This window comes from Rhodopirellula sp. J20-39 (assembly GCF_057365095.1).
The window spans coordinates 1736883-1762639 of the sequence record NZ_CP195123.1 but is presented as its reverse complement, the minus strand read 5'-3'; the positions used below and the strand labels follow the sequence as shown (position 1 = coordinate 1762639).

Below are 25757 nucleotides of genomic sequence, written 5' to 3'. Positions count from 1 at the left end.
GTGGAGATCGCGGCGTGCCTTAGCCACGTGTTTTGAAAATGCGAAACAGATAAGCAATTTTGTCGAGCTGAAGGCCTTTGTATCGAGACTCAACTTTCTCAAGGTCGTTCACGCGGTTGTTAAAGTCCTGGCTGTGCCGGTCTCGTGCCTGACGCATTTGCTCTCGTCGATCACCCTTAAAATGTTCTTCCAAGTATCCGAACAGGTGATCGATTTCTTTCCAGCGGTGAAAGGTATCCAAGCCAGACCATAGCCCTTTGCCGTGAACTCGATACGCGGTCATCACCCCGGAGACAAACCCGATTGGGCCTGCGTTAGCATGCAAGATATTTAGCGCCCAATCACCAATTCGCAGTTTGGTATGCCAGTCGGGTGTTTTTTTAATCACGCCCTGTCGGTACATCGCGACGGACATCGTTTGAATTTGATTCTGATCCATGAAGTCTTCGACGATGAGCGGGCGTTCGGGTTCACGATCAGGTTTGATCATGTCGGGACGGGAGCCATCATCGGCAAACACGCGTGCGGAATGAAAGCACATCGACCAATCGGGGTTGGCTTGCATTGCGTCATACTGTTTCTGTAGCTTCAACGGATCCGTCCAGTAGTCATCGCCCTCGAGAATCGCGAGGTAGTTCCCTCGGGCCTGGTCTCGACAGTCTTGTAAGTTCAGCGAGAGGCCCAGATTTTGAGGACGCGGTAAAATCGTCAGACGACCGGGATGCGACTGTGCGATCGACGCGATCACCTCGGAGGTGCTGTCGGTCGAGCAATCATCGGCGATCAGGATTTCGAACGGGAAGTCGGTTTGCTGATTGAGCACGCTAGCGATCGCTTGCTCGATAAACGCTTCGTGGTTGTAGGTCGTGATCGCAACACTGACCGCTGGGCCTTGAGATCGAATCGTGTCGCTGGGTTCATTTTCCATGCTGCAGTTCACGATATCGTGCCTAGCGTATGTGGGATTTTGATATGATTGAACTGGAGTCGCCCCCAATTCAAATGCATGTCGTGCTTACCCAATCAACTCGTTGTTGAGTAAGCTCGTTGCAGAATTCCGCAGAGCAAATTTTTGATGCCACAAAGCACCGCGAAGTCAAAAGCAAGCTCAAGGCCAATCGTCTCTGTGATCCTGCCGGTCAGGAATGGATTGCCACATCTATCCCAGGCGATCGACAGTGTGCTTCACCAGACTTTCCAAGACTTCGAACTGATCATACTTGATGACGGCTCAGAAGATGAGACCGCAGAATTAGTTCAGCTTTTCGCAAGTAGAGATGAGCGTGTGTTTTTCAGAGTGTCGCCTGGCAACGGAATTGGCCCGGCGTTGAATTACGGGCTTGAAATCGCACGTGGAGAGCTTGTTGCTCGCATGGATGCAGACGATACCTGTGAACACGATCGTTTGGAAAAGCAGGTCCAGTTCCTCGAAGCGAACCCGGACGTTGACGTTGTTGGAGGCTGGGCTTGGGCAATGGATTGCGACGGAGAACGCCTATACCCCATCCGCTTGCCGACTGAGCCCGTGCAATTAAAGCGGGAACTCCTGGAAGGAGCAAATTGCTTTATCCACCCATCGGTTCTCTACCGAAAATCGGCGATCACGAGACTTGGCGGATACCACGATGAGCAGCCAAGTGAAGACTTTGGGCTTTGGCTTCGACTCAGTGAAACAGCTCAGTTCGCGAATATCCCTGAATTCATATTGAACTACCGGGTTTACGCTGACAACGGGAGTATCGAAAAGCACAAGCAACAACTAGCTCTGTCGCGGGAAATACTTTCGAGGGAGCTAGGACGACGCGGACTGGAGGTGACGCCAATGAAGACAGATGACAACTCGCCAAAGACCCCAGCCAGAATCCATCACCACTGGGCAATGTCAGCGGCGCGGAACGGACTTTGGCTGAGCGCCAGGAAGCACGCCAATGCGGCTATTGCCGGTGAACCGACCAATCTGCATGCTTGGTGGACGTTGCTGAAGTCGCTAGTTCACTTTCGCGGTTTTCGCCGACCTCAACCCAACTGATCTGAGAGAAACTGGCAAGCTCGACCAAACGACAACGCTTCGCGGTCCATGCCTGACCGCCAACTGTGGAACGCTGGCGGTCACCTTATCTAAGAACCGCAACTATTGAGGCGAAGCCACAACGAAATACTTATTCCGCACCCAGGATGCCTTCACATCGACTCGCCAACACAGTGCGTCATGTGCGTTGTAGCGGTCGGTGCGAAGGGTGGGCTGGCTACCGAACGGCATCAGAACATATCCGGCCGCTGGCAACGTCGCAAATCTAACCAACCTAGGCTCAAGAGTAATGCCGATCACCTGACCACCGGTTGATTCTAAATCGAGTGAGCCCGCCGACGAAACAGCGTCCGCCGCTTCGAACGACAACGCCGGATAATCGTCCGTGACAAACAACGCGGACTCAAGATCATCCACAGCGCCCTCAATTTCAGGCGACACAAGCACGTTCATGTAATGTGCGGCGGTGAATGGCACGGCGACGAAAGGCTTGGCCATCAACAATCGTCGGGCTGGACTCCCCGAAAGCGTCTTGCCGATCAAATTGGGGCCTGAGCGAGTGGCGACCATATTCGCCCAATCGTCCATGTATTCAGGCGCATTGGACCGACCCTCTACTTCCGCGGACAGCACGCTGGAGGCATTGGGGAATTCGGATTCCAGCCCTCGAACACTTTGGGTAGCAAATCTTTCCCGCCAGGCCAACGGTTGACGCGTCGCCCGCTGGTAGCCCGCTAGCCTCGCCTGCAACGCGACCGAACTGGCACTGAATTGTGCCAACGCGGGCTGACAAGCCTGGGCAAGGGCATCCCCATTTGCGGAGCGTCGCTGAGCTTTTGAAATCCCTTCTAACAAGATGCCATAAGCGGCCACGACGTCAGCTTGATCGGACTTTTCAGCGACCACTCGAATCAAATCGACATAGGCTTTCTTTGCGGCGTCTTGCAGTTGGCTAGTCGCGTTGTTGATGACGCCCAGCGGTCCGCTCGACGCACCTGGATTGCGATCAAATTCAAATGCATAAGCGATTGCATGAGCTCGTACGAGCGACGTCGAAGCGAGAGCCCATTCTTTGAGGAGCAACTCGCTAGCGGTTTCAACCGCTAGCGAATCAGAAGCCGTTTGACGGTACTGGCCCAAGGCCGCTTCGGTCTTGCTCGAGAATTGCTGAGCCGATTGCACCAGGCCCTCCATCGTCTCAACAGCCTGAAGACGGTACTGCTTCGTGCGAACCTCAGCTACCTTCGACATTACGGCGGCAAGCGGCCCCAAGAAGCCATCCTGGAAAGCTTTGTCGTAGGGTATCGAGAGCGGAGATAAATTCTCAGTGAGTTGACTGGCGGCGTCAGAAAATATGGCATCGATGCCATCTACATTCCCGGAATTAGCTAGCTCCATTGCTTTCTGTGCAGCCTTTTGAAACTTGGGGAGCAGTTTGCGACACTTAACATCTTGCTTGGCACGCAACTGTTGACCTGGAGGTGTAGCGCCATACTTTTCCGCGAGCCAGTTGATATCGCTATGTAACTTGTCAAACCGCCGCTCCAGGTCGTGTCCGGCTGGCTCGCCCATCTGCTTCAAATGCTGGACATCTAACTTTGCTTTTTGGATTTTCCCGCACGCTTGCATCATTTGCCGGACCGGAATTCGCTGAGGCTCATCCCTCATCTGATATGCGTCATGCTGCACTCGCACCATTTGCGTTGCGAGTACATACAGCCCTTCCACCAAATCCTTGGCCTCCGGAATGGTGGCGTGAACATCCAGGGCGGCATTGGGATTTTTGGAGGACGGGTTGGCTTGCGTGGTGCGGCAGCAAGCAAAAAATGGAATTAAACTAAGGCAGGCAAGACTTAGCTTTCGCAAGCAAATTTGAGTTTGCAATCGGCTCATATCAATTGCCCTCCTGCAAAACGGCTGCGACGATTTCGCCACCTTGGACTTGATAAGTCTTTTGGTCTGAACCCATGACTTCACCTGCTTGAATTGTTGCGGTGAGAGTTTGATCTTCTGCGCTCAGTGAACCGAACATGACGTCAACATGGCCGCCCGGTTTGGTCATGGCGATGACGCTGGATGGATCCGCTTGCATGTAAAGGTCACACGAGACACTCGTCCCAGCGAGCTCACCAATGGAGTTCAAATCCGTTGGGCCGTGCAGCAAGACGGCTGGGTAAATTAGCTGCTCACTGGCGGGATCGTAGCTGCAGATCTGGACCACGTTCGGACGACCATCACCGATCACGATCAACTCGATACTGGCACGCTGAGGATCCGGAATACTGAACTCTGACTGCAGCGTCATACTCCCTTTGGATGGCAACTTGGCTTCAACCGCTTTGACGGCCGTGCTTACCGATTCCTTGGCGCTGGATGCCAATTCTTGCGTACTCGATGCGAGGTCTTGAGTCTGAGATTTCGCGCTATCGTAGGCCTCTTTCATCGCCTCCTTAGAACAGCCCAAAAACAACAACAACAACACCAAGCCGATACAAGGTGAGAAGATCACCACAAGTGGGGGCCGACTTGCACCGAAGCGGCGCAATTGAAACTGAAACATAGTGTCTCCCAACATCAGACAAAGAAACGCGAACAAGAATAACAGCTTTTCACGTATCGAGTCTGATCGCTGCAGAGTAGTGGGTCAACTCAAAGCCCCCCCCCCCGCGGCAAGTCGCTCTCTCAACCAAAACAAGTGAAGTTGCGTTGACCACCGATTCGACCAAACCGTTAAGCTTGCCTTCGCACCTCCCTAGGGTTCAACTTGAGCGTGTAAATAGGGTGATTGTTCTAAACAGTGTGATCCCTGCTTGAACATCCAAGCCTACGATTCCATCCCCTTCGCCAACCCTATTTCGCGTCACGCTTAAGATACAACTCTCTCGCTTCAGAACTGCTGCTTAGCAATTCTCGAAACTCCGGACTAACTAACTCGGTAACCTGCGAAGATGGAACCGGAACAAGCAGATCGGAAACGGCCACATCTACAAACTCGTACTTCTGTGGATGCTCAGTTAAGACATCGATCATCTCTGACATCGGCGGTTCATACTCCCATGGAAAACGCAGAGCGGGATAGTGATTGCACAAGACGTCGCCCGGCACGTCCGCGATCCTCATCCGCCCCGTCCCAGACTGGTCGAGTGGTTGAAAGAGAATCCGCCTGACCTCCGCCAACGCACTGGCTTCACGCCGGTGCTCCCTCATCTCTCCACCACGAGTTGTCTCGAAGAACGGAACCCCCTTAGCTCCCAATGCACTTGCGGTTCCGTGTGACACCCACATCAATAAGACACAAACGGCAACCGCCTTCCAAGCTTGTGGAACATTCTTCGGCTTCATACGGCGTATCTGGCGGTCTACAACCATCGCCAAACAAACACAGACAATCGTAAATGGCATGAACAAATACTTAGTCGGGATCACATAATCCATTCCGCTCATCGGACGCCCTAAAGCCACCATCAACACGACCCCAAGCAAGACAAGATTGACTGCCATTAGCCTTGCCCTGAAAACAAGTTCTCTGGAGACAACCAAGGCCGACAACACCGCACCGAAGTAAGCCAACAAAACGAGAACTACTGAAACCTCCATTAAATGGAAGTCATTCAGATGATGGGGAATGGCGATAGGTATCGACAAGATCGATGCCCCAATGAGATAGCCGCACTGAACGACATACGAGCCGACCCCTAACCGCTCACCGGCGGACGAAAGAAATGTCGGCCCATCTGGGTCTTGATAAGCGTACACATAGAAACAAATCGCAGCGAATACCGGCACCGCAATCCCAAGCAATTGCGGCCACTGAGACCGCACACAATCAAGAAGACTGAACCTTGGCCGCTGACTGATGTATTCCGCAAACCAAAACACGATTGCTGCACAGGCAACCCACGCCCCAGCCATATTAGTGAAACATGAAACCAGGATGAGCCCGCCTGTTAGCCAACAGTACCTTACCGCACCCGTTGCACGCCAACGCATGGTGGCCCAACCCACCATCAAGGCTGCCGTCATAAATCCTTCATGAAAAAGAAGTATGTACTCGCCAGAGGTAAGCTGCCCCCACATCGTCCAGCCGACAATCAATGCGGAAAAGAACACGATACCTATCAGCGTTACTCCTGCTTCACGAAGGAATAGCGTTCCCGACCACACAAGCAACACGAAAGAGCAAACAGCAGCCACATTGAATGCAAACGGGCTGGCCCCAAACGTGCTAACAAACACTCGAAATAGAATCCTGCCTAGCGGATAGATGTGATCATTGTTGACTGCATAAATCAATTCACCCAATTGCATCGTGCGATTGTCAACCAACAGTCCATAGTCATCAGACTCGAAATGCCCCCAAATCAACGACTGCCAATCGAACAATAAAACGATACCGAACGCCGCAATTAGAAACGCGAGCATCTCGCGTCCCATTGAACGGCGCTGGAAACCGTTAAGGCGTCCTGCCCACAGGAACAAGATCCGCTCGATACGCCTGCCTGCGACTAAGCTGACAAGAAACACAGTAAGCGAAACGAACAACCCTGTGAGGGCGAGAGATGAGAGGGCTTGCGCGATTAACAGTGACGAATCACCCGATCCGCGAGCGAGTAATTCCGCAATTTTAGCTTCTGGAATTAACCACACCGCAAGGCTAACGATGCTGGCCAACAAAGATAAAACACCTATAAAAGGTGGCGTAGGATATCTCGCAACGTCAAAATCCGAACCGTTTTCACACACGGACATCCCTCTTAGATGAGTGCCAGACCGGCGACTTTCGTCATGTCGCACATCAACTCAAAGCAGCAAGCATCCCGTGTCGCCGAGACCCCAGCCACTATCCAGACAGTTTAACCGACAGAATTCTTTGGTGGCCGGCTAGGTCTTTGATGAGTTCGATCTCGCTGTAGTGACCGGTGGCTTGGGCGAGCTTTTCGCATGCTTGGGCGATCATTGGGCTGAGCTCGATCATTAGACGTCCACCTGGGTGCAGATGGGCTGGTGAACCGTTCAGGATTCGCTCGATTGTTTCGGTTCCCGTGGGGCCAGACAACAAGGCGCTTTGTGGCTCGTGATCTTTGACGGTTGGCGGGAGCTCGTCGTATTCCGTCTGGCTAATGTAGGGCGGGTTCGTGACGATGATGTCGTATCGAGCATCACTATCAAGAGAGTCAAAGAGATCGCTTTGAAGCAACGTGATTTGCTCGGTCAGCTTATGCTTCTCGACATTCCACTTCGCTATGTCCAGGGCAGGCAAGCTAATGTCAACCGCAGTGATCTCTAAACCGAGCGCCCCCGCTGGGAGTGATGCATTCTTGGCGATCGCAATCACGATAGCCCCGCTTCCGGTGCCGACATCTAGTAGACGCAACGGGCGATCGGCGATGCTACCTTGGATGCGTTTGAGCTCATCAAGCGCACCAACAACAAGGTGCTCCGTTTCCGGGCGTGGCACCAGCACGTTTTCATCGACGCGAATCGGAACCGAATAAAACTCTTTGAACCCAACTAACTGCGCGACCGGAACCCCATCGCCTCGCCGGCGCACCAGCTCCCGAAACGCGATCCGCTGTTCATCACTGGGGACCTCGGAGAACGAGGTATAGAGCTGGATGCGTTGGCAATCCCGAGCATGTGCGAGCAAGACTTCTGCGTCCAACCGAGCGGAGTCACTGCCCTTACTCTTGAAGAAGTTCGTCGTCCACTCGAGCAACCGCAGTACCGTCCATGGCTCGGTGCTACCGGTTGTGGAAGCACCGTCGTTTGTTCCAGCGGATGTCATTCGATCATATCACCGCGAAGTTGATCGCGATCGTAGTTGATAAGGGCTTCGGTAACCGGAGAAAGCTCGCCAGCGATGATTTGATCCAGCTTATAGATCGTCAAGTTGATCCGGTGATCAGTCAAACGATTCTGCGGGAAGTTGTAGGTCCGGATTCGTTGACTTCGGTCGCCCGAGCCAATCAACCCTTTCCGTTCAGCAGCTTGTTTAGCCGCCTCCTCTTCTCGCTTCTTTTCATAAAGCCGAGCTTTCAACACACGCAACGCCTTGGCCAGGTTCTTGTGCTGACTCTTTTCATCCTGACACTGGACGACGATTCCCGATTCATGGTGCGTCAAACGTACGGCCGAGTCTGTTTTGTTAACGTGCTGGCCACCAGGCCCCGAGGCACCGAAAAAGTCTTTCCGATAATCGTCCGGCTTCAGATCAATTTCGACGTCTTCCGGTTCTGGCATCACTGCCACGGTCGCGGCGGAAGTGTGCACACGACCTTGCGTTTCCGTTTCCGGAACACGCTGGACGCGGTGCCCACCAGACTCATATTGCAAGTCACGGAAAACATGCTCGCCTTCGAGCGTGATGGTAACTTCCTTGAAACCGCCCATCTCGGTCGCGCTCGCTTCCATGATCTCCGTCTTCCAGCCAACTTGCTCGGCGTGACGGCGATACATTTCGAACAGGTCACGAGCAAACAATGCTGCTTCGTCGCCACCGGTCCCGGCGCGGATTTCCATCACGCATCGAGTACGGTGCGAGTCTTCGCCACCAACGGTCAGCGATAGTAGCTCTTCCCAAATGGACTCACGCTGTTCGCGAAGCGTTTTCATTTCCAATTCAGCCATCTCACGCTCTTCAGCGTCATCGGCCATTTCCACCATTTCTTTACACTGGCGGATTTCATCGGAAAGTCGCATGAACTCGCGATAGCGTCCGGCAACCTTAGCAAGGCCACCGTGCTCGCGTGCTGTTGCACTCATGCGAGCACCATCAGCCAACACGTCTGGATCAGACATGTCAGCTTCTAACTTTTCAAAACGCGCGAGTTTTTCGTCGAGAATGTCGCGGATGGAACCGCTCATTTGGCGGCTTTCTTGGCCTTCTTAGGCTTTGCAAGCGAGCCATAGGTGCCAGCAGCAAACTTCTTTTGGAACTTGTCGATACGTCCAGCAGTGTCAACGTACTTCAACTTGCCGGTGTAGAACGGATGACATTCGCTGCAAATATCGATCTTGAGCTCTGATCGTGTCGCACGGGTTTCGAATGTGCTTCCGCAACCACAGGTGACTGTGGCTTCTTGGTAGTTAGGGTGGATACCGTCTTTCATGGCCGCTTACGCAATACAGGGCTTTTAACAGATTGGAAATCGAATCGCAAATAGTACGCTACCAACACCCGAAGGTTCAAGGGCTAACCCAAGGCAGGCATCTATTTGTCGACTAGATACAGGAGGTCGTTCGGCATGACTGCACATTGCAGCCGTGCGAGCAGTTCCGCCATTTGGTCATCGAGCTAGAACGTAACCATAGTGTTACGACAAGCTCCATTAGCGGCGCAACAAAAATGCTTGCCAATCGAACGATCAGCAAGCATTCCTGGTGTGTTTCCGAGATCACCGCAATCATCGAAGCGCGACCGATGGCCAACGCTACCGCAAACTACCCGCTCGCACGAGGCACAGCGAATGGAATTGCATGGATTCAGGAAGAGAGCAAACCCTCGAACTACTTGAGTTCGACGGATCCACCAGCTTCTTCGACTTCGGCTTTGATCTTTTCGGCGTCTTCCTTGGAAGCAGCTTCCTTCAAGGTAGCTGGGCAGCCTTCGACCATCTTCTTGGCTTCCATCAAGGAAGCACCAGTGATGTTCTTAACAACCTTAACGACGTTCAACTTCTTGTCGCCGAAGGCGGTCAAGACGACATCGAATTCGGTCTTTTCGACTTCGGCAGCGGCTTCGCCACCGGCTCCGCCAGCCATTACAACAGCGCCACCACCGGCGGCTGGCTCGATGCCATGCTCATCCTTGAGGTAATCGCTCAATTCTTTGGCTTGCTTCAGGGTCATGTTGGCGATCTTATCGCCGAGTTCTTTTGCTTCAGCGCTGTATTCAACAGTTGCAGTTGCTTCTTCGGACATGTCAAACTACCTCAAAAACGAAAAAGGTGATTCGGAAATCTTGGATTGGAATCTGGAAACGGGGAGAACAGGAAACGAATGCGTGACGATTACTCGTCGTCGCCTTCGCCCTTCTGTTTGATTTGGCTATTGAGCATGCGACCGGGGCCGAGCAATGCTGCATTGAGGCTGGCACCTGGACCAAGCATTTGGCCAACCAGCATCGAAATTTGTTCTTCGCGGCTTGGCCATTTGCTGATCGCCTTGACGCCAGCATCGTCGAGTGCCTCGCCGTCCATGACGCCGCCGACAGCAACGAACTTATCGTACTTTTCGGAATCCTTATCGAGACGCACCACTTCTTTGACAAGCGAGACAAAGTCTTCAGCTCCCCAAATCACAGCCACTTGGCCGTTAGTGCCTTCGAAAGCGGGTGCCAACGAAGAACCTTCGGTGGCACGACGAGCGAGGGAATTCTTGACAACCAACATTTGGATGTTCTTGGAATTCAACTCACCGCGAAGTTCATTGGTCGTGTTAGCGTCCATTCCGGTGCAGGTGACAGTCACCGCATCAGAGACACCATCGAGACGACGCTGTAGGTCACGAGTGACCAATTCTTTAACGTATTTACTCATGATTCTTAGGTGGCAACTCGGACGCTAGGGGTCATCGTTGCACAGATGGCAACGCCTTTGATGTAAGTGCCCTTAATCGACTGGGGCTTCATGCCGGCGACGAAATCGACGAACGCCTTGATGTTGTCTTCCAGCTTTTGTGGCTCGAAGCTCATCTTGCCGACCATGGCGTGCACGTTGCCGCCTTTATCGTTACGGAACTCGACCTTACCGGCCTTGTACTCACCAACGACTTTGCCGACATCCGCGGTCACAGTTCCAGCACGTGGGCTAGGCATCAGACCACGTGGACCGAGAACTCGGCCAAGAGGACCAACAAGTCCCATCATGTCGGGAGCGGCGATACAGACATCGAAGTCAGTGAAACCGTCTTTGATTTTCTTGGCCAGATCTTCTTGACCAACTTCGTCTGCACCGGCTTCTTCGGCTGCCTTGGCTTGATCGCCCTTGGCGAAGACAACAACGCGTTGTGTCTTACCGATACCGTGTGGCAGAACCAACGAACCACGGATGATCTGATCCGCTTGGTTCGGGTCAACGCCCAAACGCATGTGAACTTCGACGGTTTGGTCGAACTTGGTTGCGTCGTAGGTCTTCAGGGTTTCAACCGCTTGATTGAGCGGCTGAAGTTCCTGTGGTTGCTTAGCGAGAGCGGAGCGATACCGCTTTGATTTCTTTCCCATATTGGTCACGACTCGTGTTGTCGGGTGGTTTGGCGACCCACACTCGGTCCCGAAGCAAACGCCTCGGCGGCATGGTCTCCCACTGTGTTTGCGTCCAGCGGCACCTTGTGGGGCGAGGCCGTGGACAATTCAAGCGGGGGAGTTTGGCGAAGTGTCCTGACGGCGTCAACCGCAAGTCACGTCGTTTCCAGCGTTTTCTAAAAGATTTGAGTGTTTCTTGGTTCGGTATTTAATAAGAGCGATTCGCCTGATCGGCTTAGAGCCGGAACTGCATGAGGAACGAACAGTCTGCACTGTCAGCTTCCGACAGATTATGGCCAGCAGGTTCCGAGTAATTTCGCCAGCCATTGGAAAACCACGCGAGTTCCGGTATCCGCAACGATGACCGGCGAAGGACGACGATTCCCGGAACCAGATGCGGGCTCGGACAGAGGACCGACATTCCCATACAGTTCGCAGCTTGAGGTTATCGGCTCGTTTTGTGGAATGATCGCTACGGTTTGGAGGAAAACTCTCGTTTTTTTGGTATTGCTAAGCTGAGATGGAGGCGCGACGCCCAAACGAGGCGAGGCGACGCTGAACTTTAACCGACAGCCGCCAAGGGAAGGCCTCCGCGTCGAGAAGGACCTTTGGCGGAACGGCACGAACCTTGCATTGCTTCTAACATTCCAATAGCCGATATCGCTGGCCTGCCTGACTGGCAGTTTTGTAGTTCACAATTGTTTGTGGTTTTTGATGACTGACGACTTTAAATCCGAAGAATGCTCCAAGTCACTTCCGCCGGAAGGGCAATCGCCGCAGAACGAGGAACAGTGTTCTGAAGTAACGTGCTGCTCTCTCGAAGGCGCTGCCCGCGATCACGCATCACAATGGCTCGTTGCACTGCCGGTCTACAACGAGGTTGCGTACGTTGACGAGGTTTTGGATCAGGTACTGATTCACGCGAACCGCATCCTGGTAATCGATGACGGTAGCAGCGATGGGACGACTGAAAAGCTTCGCTCACGACAGGCCGCCGACCCAAATCGGATCGCGGTGATCCACCATGGCAAGAACCGTGGCTATGGAGCGGCTCTTCAGTCCGCGTTTGCCTACACCCTTGAGCACAACTTCGCAGGTGTGGTGACGCTGGATTGCGATGGTCAGCATCAGCCGCACCGAATCCCGCGTTTCATTGAGGCGGCAAAGTCGGCGGATATCATCTCAGGCAGCCGCTATTTGAAGAAGTACGACGGCGACAGTGAGCCTCCTCAAGAAAGGATGTTCATCAATCGACGGATCACCGCTGACATTAATGAGCGACTTGGCTTTTCCTTGACGGACGCTTTTTGTGGATTCAAAGCGTATCGAGCCAGTGCACTTTCGGCGATGCAAATCACCGACGATGGCTATGCGATGCCATTGGAATTGTGGGTGCAGGCTGCCGCTGCAGGCTTGTCCGTGATGGAGGTGCCTGTGCCGCTGATTTACTTGGATCTAGATCGATCCTTTGGCGGGTCACTCGACCACGCCGAGACTCGGTTGAAGTATTACAACCAAGTCTTGGACGACGCACTCGAAACGGTTCGCCAACAAGGCCGACTTCCCGAGAAACTAGCCAAGAAGATCACTCCGGCGTAGGCACTCGGTCGAAGCTATTCCAGCCAGTCGCCGCGAGGGCGACTCATCTAGTTGGTAGCCAGACGTTTCAGCGACGGATCGAGTACCGACTTACCGGAAACGAGTCGATCGGCCATCGCGTCGTTGCTGTCGCAGGTATCCAACGCGTCCGTTGTGCGGTAGATGCCGACTATACAGGCAGCCGAAACAAACAGGGCACAACCGGTCCAGATCCAGTGGTATTGAGGGCCGCCGCTTGCCGGGTCGATCGACAGCAGATTCTTCAACAACGGTAGATCCAGTTCGGCGATTCGATTGAGCGATACCGACAAGGCGTTGTTACCAAAGTGAATCAGAATCCCGGGTAGGACGCTTCCGGTTCGCAACGCGATCCAGCCTAACAGCACGCCCATGAACGAAGCTGAGATTGATTGCTGAAGCACGCCGTGCGACAGACCGAACATGATCGCTGTCACCAAAACCGCTCGAACCGGACTGTTATTGCGTACCAAACCGCCGAAGATAAAACCTCGGAAGGCAAGTTCTTCGCAAATTGCAGGCAAGGCTGCCATCAACAACAACACGGATACCCATGGTGCCGCACCGACTTGTTCGCCGAAGGGCCGCATAGCCTCGAGTGCTTGTGGGCTAAGAGGATACATGTGGCTAACCAGCGACGCGAGTTGCAGGTAAAGCGGATGTAGCATCACCGCCAACACGGCAACAAGCGACCAAGTTCGCCAAGGACAATTAGTGAGCCGGAGACTGGTTTTTAGCGATGTCGTCATCATCGTCGCCATCAACAATGTCGGAGCCAGAATCAGCCCGATTTGCGGGACGAAAATCAGCATCGCAATACCGGAAAAGGTATCCGGCATCTCGGTAACAGCCAATTTCCCAAAGAACAATGCGACCAGGATGATGGCACCGCAACCGTAAGCAATCGAAGGCGTGGCAGCACGCTGTCGGTCACGCCAAAGGTGACGCATCCATGCACCAAGTTCCCACTGATCACCATCGCCGAACAGCACCGCTTCGGATTCGAATTGCCGTCGAGCCCAACGTGTCGCAAGGAACAGACAGCCAAAAGTCACCAACAGGACGGACGGCAGGTAGGTCAACGCTTCGAAGTGGTGACCCTCCACCAAACTACGAACTAACAGGAACATCCCCGTAACCGGAATCAAGCTGGTCCCCAGGTTCAAAGTCGTCCCAGGCAACATTGGTAGCAACACGAGCGGTAGCGTGACCATCATCAACGGCATCAGGTAGTACTGACCTTCTTTGCTACTGCGAGCCATCGCAGCAACGGCTAATGCGAGTGCACTGAACAATGCGGACAGCGGCACAAGTGCGACAAGCAGCCATAACATGGGCACGATCGGTGGTGATCCCATCGACGCACCACCGGGACCGATGCCAATTTGATTGAAGACGAAGGTGCTGGTCACCAACATCGAACTGGCATTCAGGATCGCGGTCATCATACTGAACGTCATGACGGCACCAAGCTTCCCCCAGACAATTTCACCGCGCAACGCGGGACTGCACAGAAGCGTTTCCAAGGTCCCACGTTCTTTCTCACCAGCGACCAAGTCGATCGCGGGATAAAACGCACCGGTCATCGCCCAAACCAACATGATAAAGGGCAACAACTTGCTCCAGAACGCTGCCTCTCGCGTGCGTTCGGGGGCGATATCGACATCGTTGATTTTGAATGGATCAAGTAGCGATAGATTCACACCAGCATCTGACAACCGGCTTCGCACCCAAGTTCCACGCCAACGATTCAAGATTGAAGTCACGCGGTCCTTGGCGACCATCGATTGGTCGGATGCCACGTTGTAATACAGACCGACGGCGGCAGCGTCGCTGTCCGCATCGCCAGCGCTTTGCGTGTTTGTAACAGAGTCATAGCCCAGCGGCTTGGTCACGCAGACCACGCAATCAAAAACCTGATCCCGGACCCAGCGTTGCGACTGCTCGCTAAGGCTTTCGGGACTGCCAAGATCGTCGGCTCGATAGGCGAACACGTCGATATTGGATTCGGTTTCCCAAAGGCTGCTTGAAAATTGATAGTCGTTCGCCGAGCCATCATGAATCTTGCCCAACACACGGCGTTTCTTGGCGTCGGCACGTTTGTCGCCGGCGGACATATCGCTGGCCTTGCCCATCTCAGCTTCCGCGCCATCAACGGTGGCGGGCACAAGCAAAGGTTCGACACCGATTTGCCTTGCCACATCAGTCGACTCGCCCGAGACGTGTTCAAGCCCGACAACGCAAACCGAGATCGTGTGCTGACGCGTGAATTGTGCGATTTGCAGCAACAGCATCCCGACCAGCGGGTAGAGCAACATCGGCAGGACGGCGATAGTGAACAGCGTCCGCCGGTCTCGTAACTGATCTCGCATTTCCCGCGCATAGATCAACCCGATCGCGGCCAAACGCGGTCGCCCGGCACGTTGAGCGGCACGACGTTTCTGCTTAGATGATTCGCTCACTGTGTCACCTCCATGCGACCGTCTTCAAGCGTGTGATGCTCGTTCTCGTGATCGCTTAAAAGACTGAAAAAGAGTTCTTCAAAATTGTCTTCGCAGTGCCGCGATGTCAGCTCCTGCAATGTTCCAGAATCCAGAATCCGCCCCTGGTGCATGATTGCGATCCGGTCACAAAGCCGTTCGACTTCGCTCATGATGTGGGTCGAAAAGATCAGGCACTTGCCGGCGGCGCGCAATTCGCGAATAACTTCCAACAAGTTCCGCGCAACCAAGACGTCAAGTCCTAGCGTTGCTTCGTCGAACACCAAAACGGGCGGGTCGTGAACCAGAGCACGTGCGATGGAGACTTTCTGACGCATCCCCGTCGACATTTTGCCGCCGGGAACGTCGCGAAACTCGTTCATGCGAAGCTGCTCGAAGAGTTTTTCGAGCCGCGTCTTCAAGCAATCGCTTTGCATACCGTGCAGCTTGCCGAAGTACTCGACCATTTCCCACGCCGTCATCCGGTCGTAGATCGCGGTGTTGTTACTGACAAATCCGATGCGGCGACGAACCTCAGCGGGCTCGTGGGTGACATCGTAACCGTCGATGGTGGCGATGCCGGATGTCGGACGCAGCACCGTCGACAAAATCCGCAGGACCGTCGTCTTGCCGGCACCGTTGGGTCCAAGCAACCCAAAGATTTCGCCAGGCTGGACTGTGAAAGAGACCTGATCGACGGCGCGGAACCGCCCACGACGCAGGTCTTCGTACGTTTTAGTCAGATGTTGAACATGGATCATAATGAGAACGGTAAGCCGCGAATGGCGCTGGCGGAAGATTTCCCTTGCCGGTATTTAGACCGCCTCGCCGAACCGTCCCATACCGGATTCGGTTGTGACGATTTTAGGAAATGCATCGCCGCGAATCTGCTGTCGAGCGAATTGCCGGCCAATTGAACAAAAGTTCCAGCGGCCCCAAACGCGGCGGCAAACCCACCGCCGTGCCGCTGGTCGGGGTTGGACGCAACGTTATGATGAGCGTATGAATCCTGCCCAATCTGCTCCGCTGCCCCGACTAAACTTTCCGTCCGCGATTGACCGCTGGCTCGCATTCCTGCTGGGGTTCCCCATCGTCGCCGCAATTGCATTGGGCGTTGGTCTGGTCGCAATGGGCCGTCCAGGCGATGCGTGGACGCTGTTCGGGGTCGCCGCGTTAACAGGGTTCGCGACTGCGATCTTCACGCTGCCGTGCCGCTACACACTGCTCGAAGACGCCGTGTCGGTTCGATGTGGTGTGATCTGTTACCAGATCCCGTACGAATCAATTTCCGCAGTTGAAAAGTCGCGAACCTGGCTGAGCGGCCCCGCTCTTTCGCTACGACGGATCGTCATCCAAACGTCAACGAAAAAACACATCCTGTCGCCAGCCGACCGAGATGGCTTTATCAAGCAACTCCATCAAAGATGCCCCGCAATCAAGTCGTAACGCAGTCAGGCCTTAGCCCGATCACTCGACGCCGCGACTGAATCAATCGGCGTTTCCACCGACGCACTTTTCCATTGAAACCGTTTTGTCTCAAAAACCCATTAGCCCCGCACTGACCTCGGCCCCCAAACCATTGCCGGCCAAAGCGGTAGCGAACCCAAAGATCGAGTTCCCAGCCGAACTGCCGATCAGCGATCACCGCGATGAGATCGTGGCGTTGCTTCAGGAACACCAAGCGATCATCGTTTGCGGCGAAACAGGCAGCGGCAAAAGCACGCAGCTACCCAAAATGTGCATCGAGGCTGGACTCGGGCGAGAAGGCATGATCGGCCACACCCAGCCGCGGCGATTGGCGGCACGATCGATCGCAACACGTTTGGCGGAAGAAACGGAAACCGTGCTGGGCCAGGAAATTGGCTACAAGGTTCGCTTCGGTGATCAAACCAGCGACGGTACTCTGATCAAGCTGATGACCGATGGGATCCTGCTGGCCGAAACGGGCTCCGATCCGGACTTGAAGGCTTACGACGCGATCATCATCGACGAGGCTCACGAGCGATCGCTGAACATCGATTTCCTACTGGGGTTGCTACGTCGGATCATGGACCGGCGGCCGGAACTGAGGGTCATCATCACGTCGGCGACGATTGATGCGGATCGCTTCGCCGAGCATTTCGGCAAGCCGGTAAGCGGTTCAGACGAAGTGATTCCCGCACCGATTTTGAAGGTCGAAGGCCGCGGTTATCCAGTCGAACTGCGTTACTTGCCGTGGGACGATGTCGATTCCGCGGGCACGCGAGGTTACGACCTGTCCATGCATGTGATCGCCGCCATCGAGCGATTGCGACGCGACGGCACCGGTGACACGCTGGTGTTCCTACCGACGGAACGAGACATTCGCGAAGTTTCGCACCAGGTCGCGGGCCACTTCAAGCGATCCGGGCTTAGCAACCGAGTCGAATTGCTGCCGCTTTATGCGAGATTGCCTCAATCGCAACAAACTGCGATCTTCCACCCCACCGGTGGCAAGCAACGCATTATCTTTGCGACCAATGTCGCCGAATCGTCGCTGACCGTCCCGGGCATTCGCTACGTAATTGATTCAGGCACCGCCCGGATCAGTCGCTACAACGTACGCAGCAAGCTACAGCGTCTGCCGATCGAATCGGTTAGCCAAGCGAGTGCGAACCAACGCAGCGGTCGATGCGGCCGGGTCGGTCCCGGCATCGCTGTTCGCCTTTATGACCTGGAAGATTTCGAAAGCCGTGATGCGTTCACGACACCGGAAATCCGACGTACGAACCTGGCCAGCGTAGTGCTGCAAAGCAAGACCTTGCAGCTTGGCAAAATTGAAGACTTCCCGCTAATCGACCCGCCTCGACCGGAAGCCATTCGCGAAGGCATGCGCACGCTGGCGGAACTGGGCGCAATCGACGACGACGGCGAGCTGACCGATATCGGTTGGCAACTGGGAAGAATGCCTGTCGACCCGCGAGTGGGCCGTATCCTGATTGCAGGAATGGAACTAGGTGTCTTGCCGGAAGTGCTGCCCATCGCAGCGGCAATGGAAATTCCCGACCCTCGCGATCGGCCACCGGAAAAACGACAAGCGGCCGACGAGGCGCACTCTGCCTTTGCCGATCCGCAAAGCGACTTCCTATCGCAATTGCGATTGTGGAAGTTCTATGAGGAGATGAGTACCAAGTACGGCCGCGGCAAGCTGACCCGAGTGATGCGCCAAAACTTCTTGTCGCCCACGCGAATGCGTGAATGGTCGGACGTGTATCGACAACTTCGCGACATGGTTTCGGCACCCAAGGGTGGCAAGCGTGGCCGCGGTGAAGGTCCACGGAAAAACCGCATCGGCCCCATTCGATACGCCGAGCCCACACCGGCAAAGAAGAACGAGGTCCCCAACATTGTCGATGACGACAAGTACGCACTGATTCACCAAGCGTTGCTCACCGGCTTGCTATCGGGCGTGGCCATGGCTGGCGATAAAAACGAATACACCGGTGCCGGTGGACTGAAACTGTTTCTATGGCCGGGCAGCGGAATTTTTGAAGCGAAACCGAAATGGATCGTTGCCGCCGAACTGGTTGAAACAGCCAAACAATACGCTCGAACGGTTGCCAGAATCCAACCTGGCTGGATCGAAGCGGTCGGCGAGCACATGTTGAAATCTTCGTTCAGTGACGCACACTGGAGCCGGAAGTCAGGTGGCGCGTTTTGCTACCAACGTCGCTCGCTTTCCGGGTTGCCGGTTGTGGTTCGCCGCCGGGTACCGTTGCCACCGATCGATCCCGGCGAGGCTCGCAGCTTGCTGATTCAACACGGTCTGGTCGACGGCGAACTTCCGACGACGGCTAAGTTTGTCCGTCACAACCGGGAGTTGTTGCAAGCGATCGAAAAACTGGCCGCAAAAACACGCCGCCGCGACCTCGTTGTGGACGACTACACCCTGCTAGGGTTCTACCAATCACGATTGCCCGAATCGGCTTGCGATCGAGCGAGACTGGAAAAGTTCGACCGACGATGCGAGTTGCCTGACTGGACCAAACTGCTTCGCGACGATGTGGGGCTAGCCGCTTGGTTGGCCGATCCGCCAACGGACATTTTACTGGATGAAACCACACCGTACCTGCGCCCAGAGGATTTACTCGAAACAACCGCTGCGGCGATCGAACAAGACGCTTTCCCCGATGAACTGGCGGCCGGTGCCACGCGTCTGCCGCTCGAGTATCACTTTCGTCCAGGAACCGAAGACGATGGCATTCACCTAACCATCCACCCAGCGGCGTTGCCCCAGGTTAGTGACGATGCGTTGGAATGGTTGGTGCCGGGACAACTTCAACCCAAGGTCGTGGCGATGATCAAATCACTGCCCAAACGTCTGCGGCGATTGTTGGTCCCGGCCGTGGATGTCGCCAACCGCGTCACCGAAGAAATCGTCGCTCAACGCGGACAAGCCCCTTTCTTATCCACGCTTTGCCAATCACTGACCCGGCACGCTGAAACTCGCATCGGCCCCGATGACTTCCAAGTCGACAAGCTGGAATCGCACTGGAAATTTCTGGTCCGCGTGGTCGACGATTCTGGCAAAGTGCTGGCGACCGATCGCAGTGTGGATGCTATCAAACAGTCACTCGGTTCGATCGATTCGCAACCCGAACAAGCCGAGTCATCCAACGAATCCTCCGACGACTGGCATCGCACCGGGATGACGGAGTGGGATATTGAACAACTACCCCGCGAAGTCGTGCGTCGTCGCGGCGGGGTACAGGTTGCTCAGTACCCGGCGTTGGTGGACCAAGGCGAATCCGTTTCAACGCGTCTGTTCGCCGATGAAAAACTTGCCGACGCCAGTAGCCGGATGGGGCTGACAAGATTGTTTGCGATCGCTTGCCGGCGAGACCTGCGTACGCAGGTGCGTCACCTGCCATCTCTCGCCGAAGCCAAGCTGAAGTTATCGCCGCTGATTTCGTCGGCATCGATGGAAAACTCACTCGCGGATCTACTGGCTCGTTTAGCCGTCGTGGAAAAGCAGCCGATCGTGCGAACTAACGAAGAGTTCGCCGAGCGAATCAAGGCCGCGCCCGGACGAATCGGCGAAGCGACTCAGGAGGTAGCAGTGTGGTTAACCAAACTGACCGAGTCGTATCACACCATGCGAGTTGTGTGGGAAGACACCGCCAAGGGAAGTGCCGATGCGGCCCGGCGAGACATCATGGGACAACTGGAATGGATGTTCGCCGACAGCTTCATTTCATGGACACCGTGGGAATCGCTTAAGCATTTCCCTCGCTACATCGAAGCGATCGGTTACCGACTCGATAAGGTTCGATCGGGCGCCGCCCAGCGGGACGAAGAATCGCGTTTGCTGATGGAATCGCTTTGGCATCGTTGGCTGGCTGGCCTTCCCGCCGAACAGCAAGACGCCAAGAGCAACGCCGACGACGAATTCCGCTGGATGATCGAAGAACTTCGCGTCAGCCAATTCGCTCAACCATTGGGCACGGCGATCAAGGTGTCACCTCAACGATGCGAAAAACTGCTGCTGAAACGCTAACGAGCCAGGATAACTACTAGGTTTTTCACACGTCTTCGAGACGTCTCATTCATGAAGTCGCTGTAGCCTTTCCACGATCGTCTTCCAAACTGCGGTCGTTGCGGTTTCTTGTCCGGCAGGTGCTTCGCTTAGTGCTCGCACCATTTCCAAGTGCGACACCGGCAACATCACGGTGTCTTCACAATCGGGAATCATCGCACAAGTGCAAGCGACCATACCGTCGCCCTTGCCCGGGGTGAGCTCGTCAAAACTTTCCAATAACGGTTGAATTCGAGGACGAATCAATCGCACCACCGTGCCCTGTTGATCCAACGCTTGCAGCGAACTTCGGATCGCCGCCACGTTATCTTCGTCAAAAGGACAAGCCGTACCAACGATCGCGGTGTAGGCGACATCCGAACGTCGATCACGTGCGGCGAGCTGAGTCAAGAAATCCGAACCGGGAACCAGGTCCAACAAACCCGCCGAGGTGGGCTGGTGCAATAGCAGTGCCGTCAAATCTTGAGCGTCAAAATCATTGCCCGTGAACAACTCAGCCATCGGCGGCATCGTTGCCCAATTCGAACCGCCATGTGGCGAGCCCAAAGTAATCAACGCCGCAATTGACTTATTAGGCAGTTGTGGATTTTCGGTCCACTCACGAGCCACCAAGCCACCCATCGAATGTCCGACCAAAACAAGTCGGTAATCGCCACTAACTTGGTTCGCCAACGCGGCTTTGACACACTGGGCGACCTGCTTGGCCGATTGAGCAATAGGCAGGTCGTAGTCGTAGCAAACCGTCGCGGTCGGGTAGCCGAGCCCCCTAATGTGATGCCGGAAACCATCCCACGTGCCCGTTTTACCTTGATAGCCATGCAGCCCAATGACAATCGGATGCGTTACCGCTCGTTGAGCTAAGTCCGCATCACCATCGAAGGCACATTGCCGTGCATTCTTCGGCGCAGCAAGTTGTTGTAATTGATCCCGACGAATACGAAGGCGCAATGCTTGGCTTCCGTCCGGATTCCGAATCCGCTCGAAGGTGATTTTGTCTTGCGATGCCGCGTTGATTCCCACCAACAACAGGCCAACCAACGGGCTGTTCAGATTCAGTTCCCCGGCAGGCAACAAACTGGCGACCGAATCACGATCAAGGGTTAGTTGTGTTGAAATCGAATCGGCGACTTCCGCCCACTGAACCCGGCCTTCGTTGGCGGGCACCGTGATTTCGATCAACGGCGAAGATTCGACTAAAAGATCGGTGTTGCCCGGCGCGACAGGCAAGGGGCTCGCTTCGGTAGCCTGCGGAACCTGTTCAGCCGGCAAATCGACCGCCGGCGGTTGGGCTCGCAAGAATGAAGGGATTGCCTGGGTCGCCCCCATGCAAAACACGAGAACCATAAAGAAGCTGCGGCGTCGCCGAATGGGGGGATTGTTCATCTCCGCATCTTCGGCGACGACGCGACAAAAAGCAACCAAGCGATTTTCGCCACTAGCCGCCGTGCCGGATTCTCGCCGACTGAGCCCGGTATCGAATCAGCCCGACCAGAAACAACACGGCCCCACAGGCGATCAAGACAAACCCCAGCACCAGCAAATCCTTCGAATCACCGAAGAACTTAACCAGCGTGCCACCCGTGCCCGCCATCATCAAACTTGTCCGAACGTACGCTAACAACGTTCGTTCATTGGCGAGATCCGTACGGATCAGTGCCAATTCGTTTCGACGATCGGGCACCTCTGCACTGGCCGCATCGCTGCTAGCCATGCCGGCAACGTCGCTGGAGTCGGGCGATTCCGGCTTTCCTATCTCATCCGCGTTCATGACAGGATCGCTCAAAACAGACGGTTGATCCCATTGAGCGCCGCGACCCGGTAGGCTTCCGCCATGGTCGGGTAATTGAACGTGGTCTCAATGAAATACTCGATCGTATTTTGCTCACCGGGCTGGTTCATGATCGCCTGACCAATGTGAACGATTTCCGAAGCGTTCGCACCGAAACAATGCACGCCCAAGATCTCTTTCGTTTCGCGGTGAAAAAGCAGCTTCAGCATACCGGTCGTTTCGCCGGTAATTTGAGCACGGGCGAGCGAGCGGAATTGTGCCTGGCCAACTTCATAAGGCACGCATTGATCCGTCAATTCGCGTTCTGTCTTCCCAACGCTGCTAATTTCCGGACTCGTGTAGATCCCCGTCGGGATGTCATGGAGCCGTAAATTGCCATCGGCCTGGCCCAGCAAGTGCATGCCGGCCGAGCGACCTTGCGTGTACGCGGCACTGGCAAGTGATGGGATTCCGATCACATCGCCAACAGCATAAATGTTGGGCACACATGTTTGAAAATGCTCGTCGACGACGACTTGCCCACGCCGATTCGCTTCCACGGGAATGTTATCAAGTCCCAAATCGTCGGTGTTTCCTTGGCGACCGTTAGCCCACAAGAAAACATCGGTCTTGAGCATCTTGCCACTCTTCAAGTGCAAGATCACGCCATCGTCAGTGCCCTCAATCTTGGCCATCGTTTCGTTGTGACGAATGATGACGCCCTGATCACGCAAATGATACGACAACGCGTCAATGATCTCGTCATCCAAGAACTCGAGCAACTTGCTGCGAGTGTTGATCAGATTGACCTTGATGCCCAGGTTCCGGAACATCGATGCGTATTCAGTTCCGATCACGCCGGCGCCGTATACGGTGATCGAGGTTGGCTTTTCCGGCATCGACAAAATCGTGTCGCTATCGAAAATTCGCGGGTGACTGAAGTCGACGCCTTCGGGACGGTAGGGGCGTGATCCGGTCGAAATGACAAAATGAGCCGCCGTGATTGGCTCGCCATGGTCAATGCTGACGGAATGTTCGTCGATGAAACGGCATTGACCGCGATGGATTGGGACGCCGTTGCGGTCGTAAAACGATTGCCGCATCGAAACTTGGCGACCGATAATCGTTTGCGTGCCGCGATTGAGTTGTTCCATGGTCGGAGCGATGGAAAACCCGAGTTCCCGCATGACGGGATTCTTCAGCGATTTCATTGTGCTGGTCACCGCGTATCGCAATGCCTTGCTGGGGATGGTGCCCCAGTGCGTGCAGCCGCCACCAATTTGACGATAGCGTTCGGCAACGCCGACCTTCATTCCGCCCTTGGCCGCCTGCATGGCCGCACCTTCGCCCCCTGGGCCGGTTCCGATCACAAACAGATCGTAGTCGTACTTGGGTTGACGTGGCCGCGGTTGAGCCGCCGTTGAGATCGATGACGCCGCTGGCGAGCTTGAAGCAACCCCCGTGCTCGCGGAGCCGGATTCAGTGGCCTCGGTGCCGGATTCACCGGCGGATTCGTTGTGGGTTGAACTCAATTTCAAGCTTCCTTGGGACGAAGGGTTGTATTCCGATGGCGTCGAATCTGTTTGAATGAGTCAGATAACTTCCTGTTTCGATCCAACTCACACAGCTTGTTTTACGATGTTGATCGCCAGCGTCCAGACCGACATTCAAATCGCCAACACGGCGGCGAACGTCAACACCGTCATTCAAACCTTGGCAACCCTTGGTGAACAGGGTGTTGATTTAGCCGTCTTTCCCGAGTGCATGTTGTCAGGATACGCATTCGAGAGCCGAGACGAAGCCCGACAGGTTGCTTTGACGGAAGATTCACCCGAGATTCAACAAATCGCCGAAGCGTCTCGAGCATCCGGCGTGGCGTTGTCAGTCGGCCTGCTGATGAAAGAACGTTCAAGCGAAGCAGGCGACTCGCTGTTCAATACCGCACTACTAATCGACGGCAAACAACTCGACGCAGGATACTCGACCGACCAAACCAACCAAGCAATCGTCGGTCGATACCAGAAAGTCCACCTGCCGCATCTCGGTGTGGACCAATTCGTCGATCGCGGCACGATTCCCTATCAGTCTTGGCCGTTGAGTTTGAAAAATGGCGAAACCGCTCGAGTCGGTATGGCGATCTGCTACGACATTTCGTTCCCCGAACCGATGCGTGCCCTGGGTCTTGCCAGAGCCGATATCATTGCACTAGGCACGAACTGGCCGGTCGCTGCGTTCCGCACGGCGGAAATTGTGCCACCGGCTCGTAGCATGGAAAATCACCTGTTCTTCGTGGCTGCCAACCGGATCGGACACGAACGCGGCTTCGATTTTTGTGGCCTGAGTTCCATTTGCGGCCCCGATGGCGTCGAACTGGCTAGGGCTGCTGGCCAGGAAGCGACGGTCTTGCTTGCCGAAGTGAACTTGGCGGATGCCCGCAACAAACGCATTGAACGAACCACCGGCAAACACGTGATTGACCGCTTTGCCGATCGCCAACCCGATTTCTACCAGACGATTATCCTGCCCGTTGAAGGCAACGATCCCCCACAATCGTAGGACCATCCGAAGCATGACCACTCCTGAATCACCCCCGATCGAAATTTCCGTCGCCGCAGTCCATCAATTGCAACAATCCGGCGATCCGTTCGTATTGTTGGACGTTCGTGAACAAGACGAATACGACGCGACGCGAATCGCTGGATCCAAGTTGATCCCCATGAGTGTTCTAGGTGAACGCATTGGCGAGCTGGAATCGCAGAAAGACGACCATATCGTGGTCCATTGCCACCACGGCGGGCGTAGCTTGCAAGTCACTCACGCAATGCGAAATGCCGGATTCACGAACGTCCAAAACATGGCTGGCGGCATCGACGCCTGGTCTCTCGAAATCGATTCGAGCGTTCCCAGGTACTAATCCGACGACGGCATCAATTTCATTGGGGGATCGGCATGCCCCGCCATCTTCCCGATTGAACTTCGATCCAACTGGATTTGACTCTGGCCGGGTCGAAGCCAACTGGTCGTCGATTAGATTTCCCAGAGTCTGCCCTGTTATCCCAGTTTGATGC

At 54.9% G+C, this 25757-nt stretch carries 21 protein-coding genes; 6 read left to right on the top strand and 15 right to left on the bottom strand.

Translation table 11 applies throughout. The features are described 5' to 3' along the window. Positions 1–19: 19 nt before the first annotated feature. Entirely contained in the window at positions 20–928 is a 909-nt protein-coding gene (locus ACR3ZL_RS06325) for a glycosyltransferase family 2 protein (RefSeq protein WP_486173293.1), read from the bottom strand. Positions 929–1075: 147 nt separating this feature from the next. On the opposite strand from ACR3ZL_RS06325, the gene ACR3ZL_RS06320 reads away from it, so the two are divergent. Beyond that, positions 1076–2029 (top strand): glycosyltransferase, encoded by a 954-nt coding sequence (locus ACR3ZL_RS06320; RefSeq protein WP_473648732.1) that lies wholly within the window; start codon positions 1076–1078, stop codon positions 2027–2029. A gap of 102 nt (positions 2030–2131) precedes the next feature. On the opposite strand, the gene ACR3ZL_RS06315 is transcribed toward ACR3ZL_RS06320, so the two are convergent. From ACR3ZL_RS06315 to rplA, 9 genes are all read right to left on the bottom strand, one after another. After that, positions 2132–3922 (bottom strand): hypothetical protein, encoded by a 1791-nt coding sequence (locus ACR3ZL_RS06315; RefSeq protein WP_473648733.1) that lies wholly within the window; start codon positions 3920–3922, stop codon positions 2132–2134. 1 nt (position 3923) lies between these two features. Next, the gene (locus ACR3ZL_RS06310) at positions 3924–4589 is read right to left on the bottom strand and encodes a hypothetical protein (RefSeq protein WP_473648734.1); all 666 of its coding nucleotides are present in this window, start codon (positions 4587–4589) and stop codon (positions 3924–3926) included. 290 nt (positions 4590–4879) lie between these two features. Continuing rightward, the gene (locus tag ACR3ZL_RS06305) at positions 4880–6703 is read right to left on the bottom strand and encodes a hypothetical protein (protein ID WP_473648735.1); all 1824 of its coding nucleotides are present in this window, start codon (positions 6701–6703) and stop codon (positions 4880–4882) included. Between the two features lie 166 nt (positions 6704–6869). After that, a complete protein-coding gene (gene prmC, locus ACR3ZL_RS06300; protein WP_486173292.1) occupies positions 6870–7814 on the bottom strand; it encodes a peptide chain release factor N(5)-glutamine methyltransferase in 945 nt (314 codons plus the stop codon). After that, positions 7811–8893, bottom strand: a complete 1083-nt coding sequence (gene prfA / locus ACR3ZL_RS06295; protein ID WP_473648738.1) for a peptide chain release factor 1 — start codon at positions 8891–8893, stop codon at positions 7811–7813. Before prfA ends, prmC begins: the two co-directional genes overlap by 4 nt. Further along, on the bottom strand, positions 8890–9138 hold the full coding sequence (rpmE, locus tag ACR3ZL_RS06290; RefSeq protein WP_473648739.1) for a 50S ribosomal protein L31: 249 nt from the start codon (positions 9136–9138) through the stop codon (positions 8890–8892). Before rpmE ends, prfA begins: the two co-directional genes overlap by 4 nt. Before the next feature lie 397 nt (positions 9139–9535). Beyond that, positions 9536–9949: a 50S ribosomal protein L7/L12 gene (rplL, locus tag ACR3ZL_RS06285; protein ID WP_473648740.1), complete on the bottom strand. Its 414-nt coding sequence runs from the start codon at positions 9947–9949 to the stop codon at positions 9536–9538. Positions 9950–10038: 89 nt separating this feature from the next. Then, on the bottom strand, positions 10039–10566 hold the full coding sequence (rplJ, locus tag ACR3ZL_RS06280) for a 50S ribosomal protein L10 (RefSeq protein ID WP_473648741.1): 528 nt from the start codon (positions 10564–10566) through the stop codon (positions 10039–10041). 5 nt (positions 10567–10571) lie between these two features. Next, on the bottom strand, positions 10572–11249 hold the full coding sequence (gene rplA / locus ACR3ZL_RS06275; protein ID WP_473648742.1) for a 50S ribosomal protein L1: 678 nt from the start codon (positions 11247–11249) through the stop codon (positions 10572–10574). A gap of 735 nt (positions 11250–11984) precedes the next feature. On the opposite strand from rplA, the gene ACR3ZL_RS06270 reads away from it, so the two are divergent. Beyond that, on the top strand, positions 11985–12869 hold the full coding sequence (locus ACR3ZL_RS06270) for a glycosyltransferase family 2 protein (protein WP_473648743.1): 885 nt from the start codon (positions 11985–11987) through the stop codon (positions 12867–12869). 47 nt (positions 12870–12916) lie between these two features. On the opposite strand, the gene ACR3ZL_RS06265 is transcribed toward ACR3ZL_RS06270, so the two are convergent. After that, on the bottom strand, positions 12917–15349 hold the full coding sequence (locus ACR3ZL_RS06265; protein ID WP_473648744.1) for an ABC transporter permease subunit/CPBP intramembrane protease: 2433 nt from the start codon (positions 15347–15349) through the stop codon (positions 12917–12919). After that, on the bottom strand, positions 15346–16128 hold the full coding sequence (locus ACR3ZL_RS06260; RefSeq protein ID WP_473648745.1) for an ATP-binding cassette domain-containing protein: 783 nt from the start codon (positions 16126–16128) through the stop codon (positions 15346–15348). The genes ACR3ZL_RS06265 and ACR3ZL_RS06260 overlap by 4 nt, the downstream gene beginning before the upstream one ends. Positions 16129–16369: 241 nt before the next feature. Between ACR3ZL_RS06260 and ACR3ZL_RS06255 the strand changes: the two genes are divergently transcribed. Continuing rightward, entirely contained in the window at positions 16370–16813 is a 444-nt protein-coding gene (locus tag ACR3ZL_RS06255) for a PH domain-containing protein (RefSeq protein ID WP_473648746.1), read from the top strand. Positions 16814–16913: 100 nt separating this feature from the next. Continuing rightward, complete coding sequence (gene hrpA / locus ACR3ZL_RS06250; protein ID WP_486173570.1) at positions 16914–20882, top strand: ATP-dependent RNA helicase HrpA; 3969 nt, start codon at positions 16914–16916, stop codon at positions 20880–20882. A gap of 45 nt (positions 20883–20927) precedes the next feature. Here the strand turns inward: hrpA and ACR3ZL_RS06245 are convergent, their stop codons facing one another. The 3 genes from ACR3ZL_RS06245 to sthA are packed head-to-tail and all read right to left on the bottom strand — an operon-like array spanning position 20928 to position 24116. Beyond that, the gene (locus ACR3ZL_RS06245) at positions 20928–22304 is read right to left on the bottom strand and encodes an alpha/beta hydrolase (RefSeq protein ID WP_473648749.1); all 1377 of its coding nucleotides are present in this window, start codon (positions 22302–22304) and stop codon (positions 20928–20930) included. A 52-nt stretch (positions 22305–22356) separates the two neighbouring features. Further along, positions 22357–22704 (bottom strand): YidH family protein, encoded by a 348-nt coding sequence (locus tag ACR3ZL_RS06240; protein WP_473648750.1) that lies wholly within the window; start codon positions 22702–22704, stop codon positions 22357–22359. Next, positions 22701–24116 carry a Si-specific NAD(P)(+) transhydrogenase gene (sthA, locus tag ACR3ZL_RS06235; RefSeq protein ID WP_486173569.1) on the bottom strand — a complete coding sequence of 472 codons (1416 nt, stop codon included), beginning with the start codon at positions 24114–24116 and terminating at the stop codon, positions 22701–22703. Before sthA ends, ACR3ZL_RS06240 begins: the two co-directional genes overlap by 4 nt. Before the next feature lie 160 nt (positions 24117–24276). Here sthA and ACR3ZL_RS06230 point away from each other — a divergent pair, with 160 nt between their 5' ends. Together ACR3ZL_RS06230 and ACR3ZL_RS06225 are read left to right on the top strand one after the other, a co-directional pair. Next, the gene (locus tag ACR3ZL_RS06230; RefSeq protein ID WP_473648751.1) at positions 24277–25245 is read left to right on the top strand and encodes a carbon-nitrogen hydrolase family protein; all 969 of its coding nucleotides are present in this window, start codon (positions 24277–24279) and stop codon (positions 25243–25245) included. Between the two features lie 13 nt (positions 25246–25258). Then, a complete protein-coding gene (locus tag ACR3ZL_RS06225; protein ID WP_473648752.1) occupies positions 25259–25603 on the top strand; it encodes a rhodanese-like domain-containing protein in 345 nt (114 codons plus the stop codon). The last annotated feature ends 154 nt before the right edge of the window (positions 25604–25757 follow it).

Coding starts and splice junctions, on each gene's coding strand:
- ACR3ZL_RS06325 (WP_486173293.1), bottom strand. CDS start 928: ATGGAAAATGAACCCAGCGACACGATTCGATCTCAAGGCCCAGCGGTC.
- ACR3ZL_RS06320 (WP_473648732.1), top strand. CDS start 1,076: ATGCCACAAAGCACCGCGAAGTCAAAAGCAAGCTCAAGGCCAATCGTC.
- ACR3ZL_RS06315 (WP_473648733.1), bottom strand. CDS start 3,922: ATGAGCCGATTGCAAACTCAAATTTGCTTGCGAAAGCTAAGTCTTGCC.
- ACR3ZL_RS06310 (WP_473648734.1), bottom strand. CDS start 4,589: ATGTTTCAGTTTCAATTGCGCCGCTTCGGTGCAAGTCGGCCCCCACTT.
- prmC (WP_486173292.1), bottom strand. CDS start 7,814: ATGACATCCGCTGGAACAAACGACGGTGCTTCCACAACCGGTAGCACC.
- prfA (WP_473648738.1), bottom strand. CDS start 8,893: ATGAGCGGTTCCATCCGCGACATTCTCGACGAAAAACTCGCGCGTTTT.
- rpmE (WP_473648739.1), bottom strand. CDS start 9,138: ATGAAAGACGGTATCCACCCTAACTACCAAGAAGCCACAGTCACCTGT.
- rplL (WP_473648740.1), bottom strand. CDS start 9,949: ATGTCCGAAGAAGCAACTGCAACTGTTGAATACAGCGCTGAAGCAAAA.
- rplJ (WP_473648741.1), bottom strand. CDS start 10,566: ATGAGTAAATACGTTAAAGAATTGGTCACTCGTGACCTACAGCGTCGT.
- rplA (WP_473648742.1), bottom strand. CDS start 11,249: ATGGGAAAGAAATCAAAGCGGTATCGCTCCGCTCTCGCTAAGCAACCA.
- ACR3ZL_RS06270 (WP_473648743.1), top strand. CDS start 11,985: ATGACTGACGACTTTAAATCCGAAGAATGCTCCAAGTCACTTCCGCCG.
- ACR3ZL_RS06260 (WP_473648745.1), bottom strand. CDS start 16,128: ATGATCCATGTTCAACATCTGACTAAAACGTACGAAGACCTGCGTCGT.
- ACR3ZL_RS06255 (WP_473648746.1), top strand. CDS start 16,370: ATGAATCCTGCCCAATCTGCTCCGCTGCCCCGACTAAACTTTCCGTCC.
- ACR3ZL_RS06245 (WP_473648749.1), bottom strand. CDS start 22,304: ATGAACAATCCCCCCATTCGGCGACGCCGCAGCTTCTTTATGGTTCTC.
- ACR3ZL_RS06230 (WP_473648751.1), top strand. CDS start 24,277: ATGAGTCAGATAACTTCCTGTTTCGATCCAACTCACACAGCTTGTTTT.
- ACR3ZL_RS06225 (WP_473648752.1), top strand. CDS start 25,259: ATGACCACTCCTGAATCACCCCCGATCGAAATTTCCGTCGCCGCAGTC.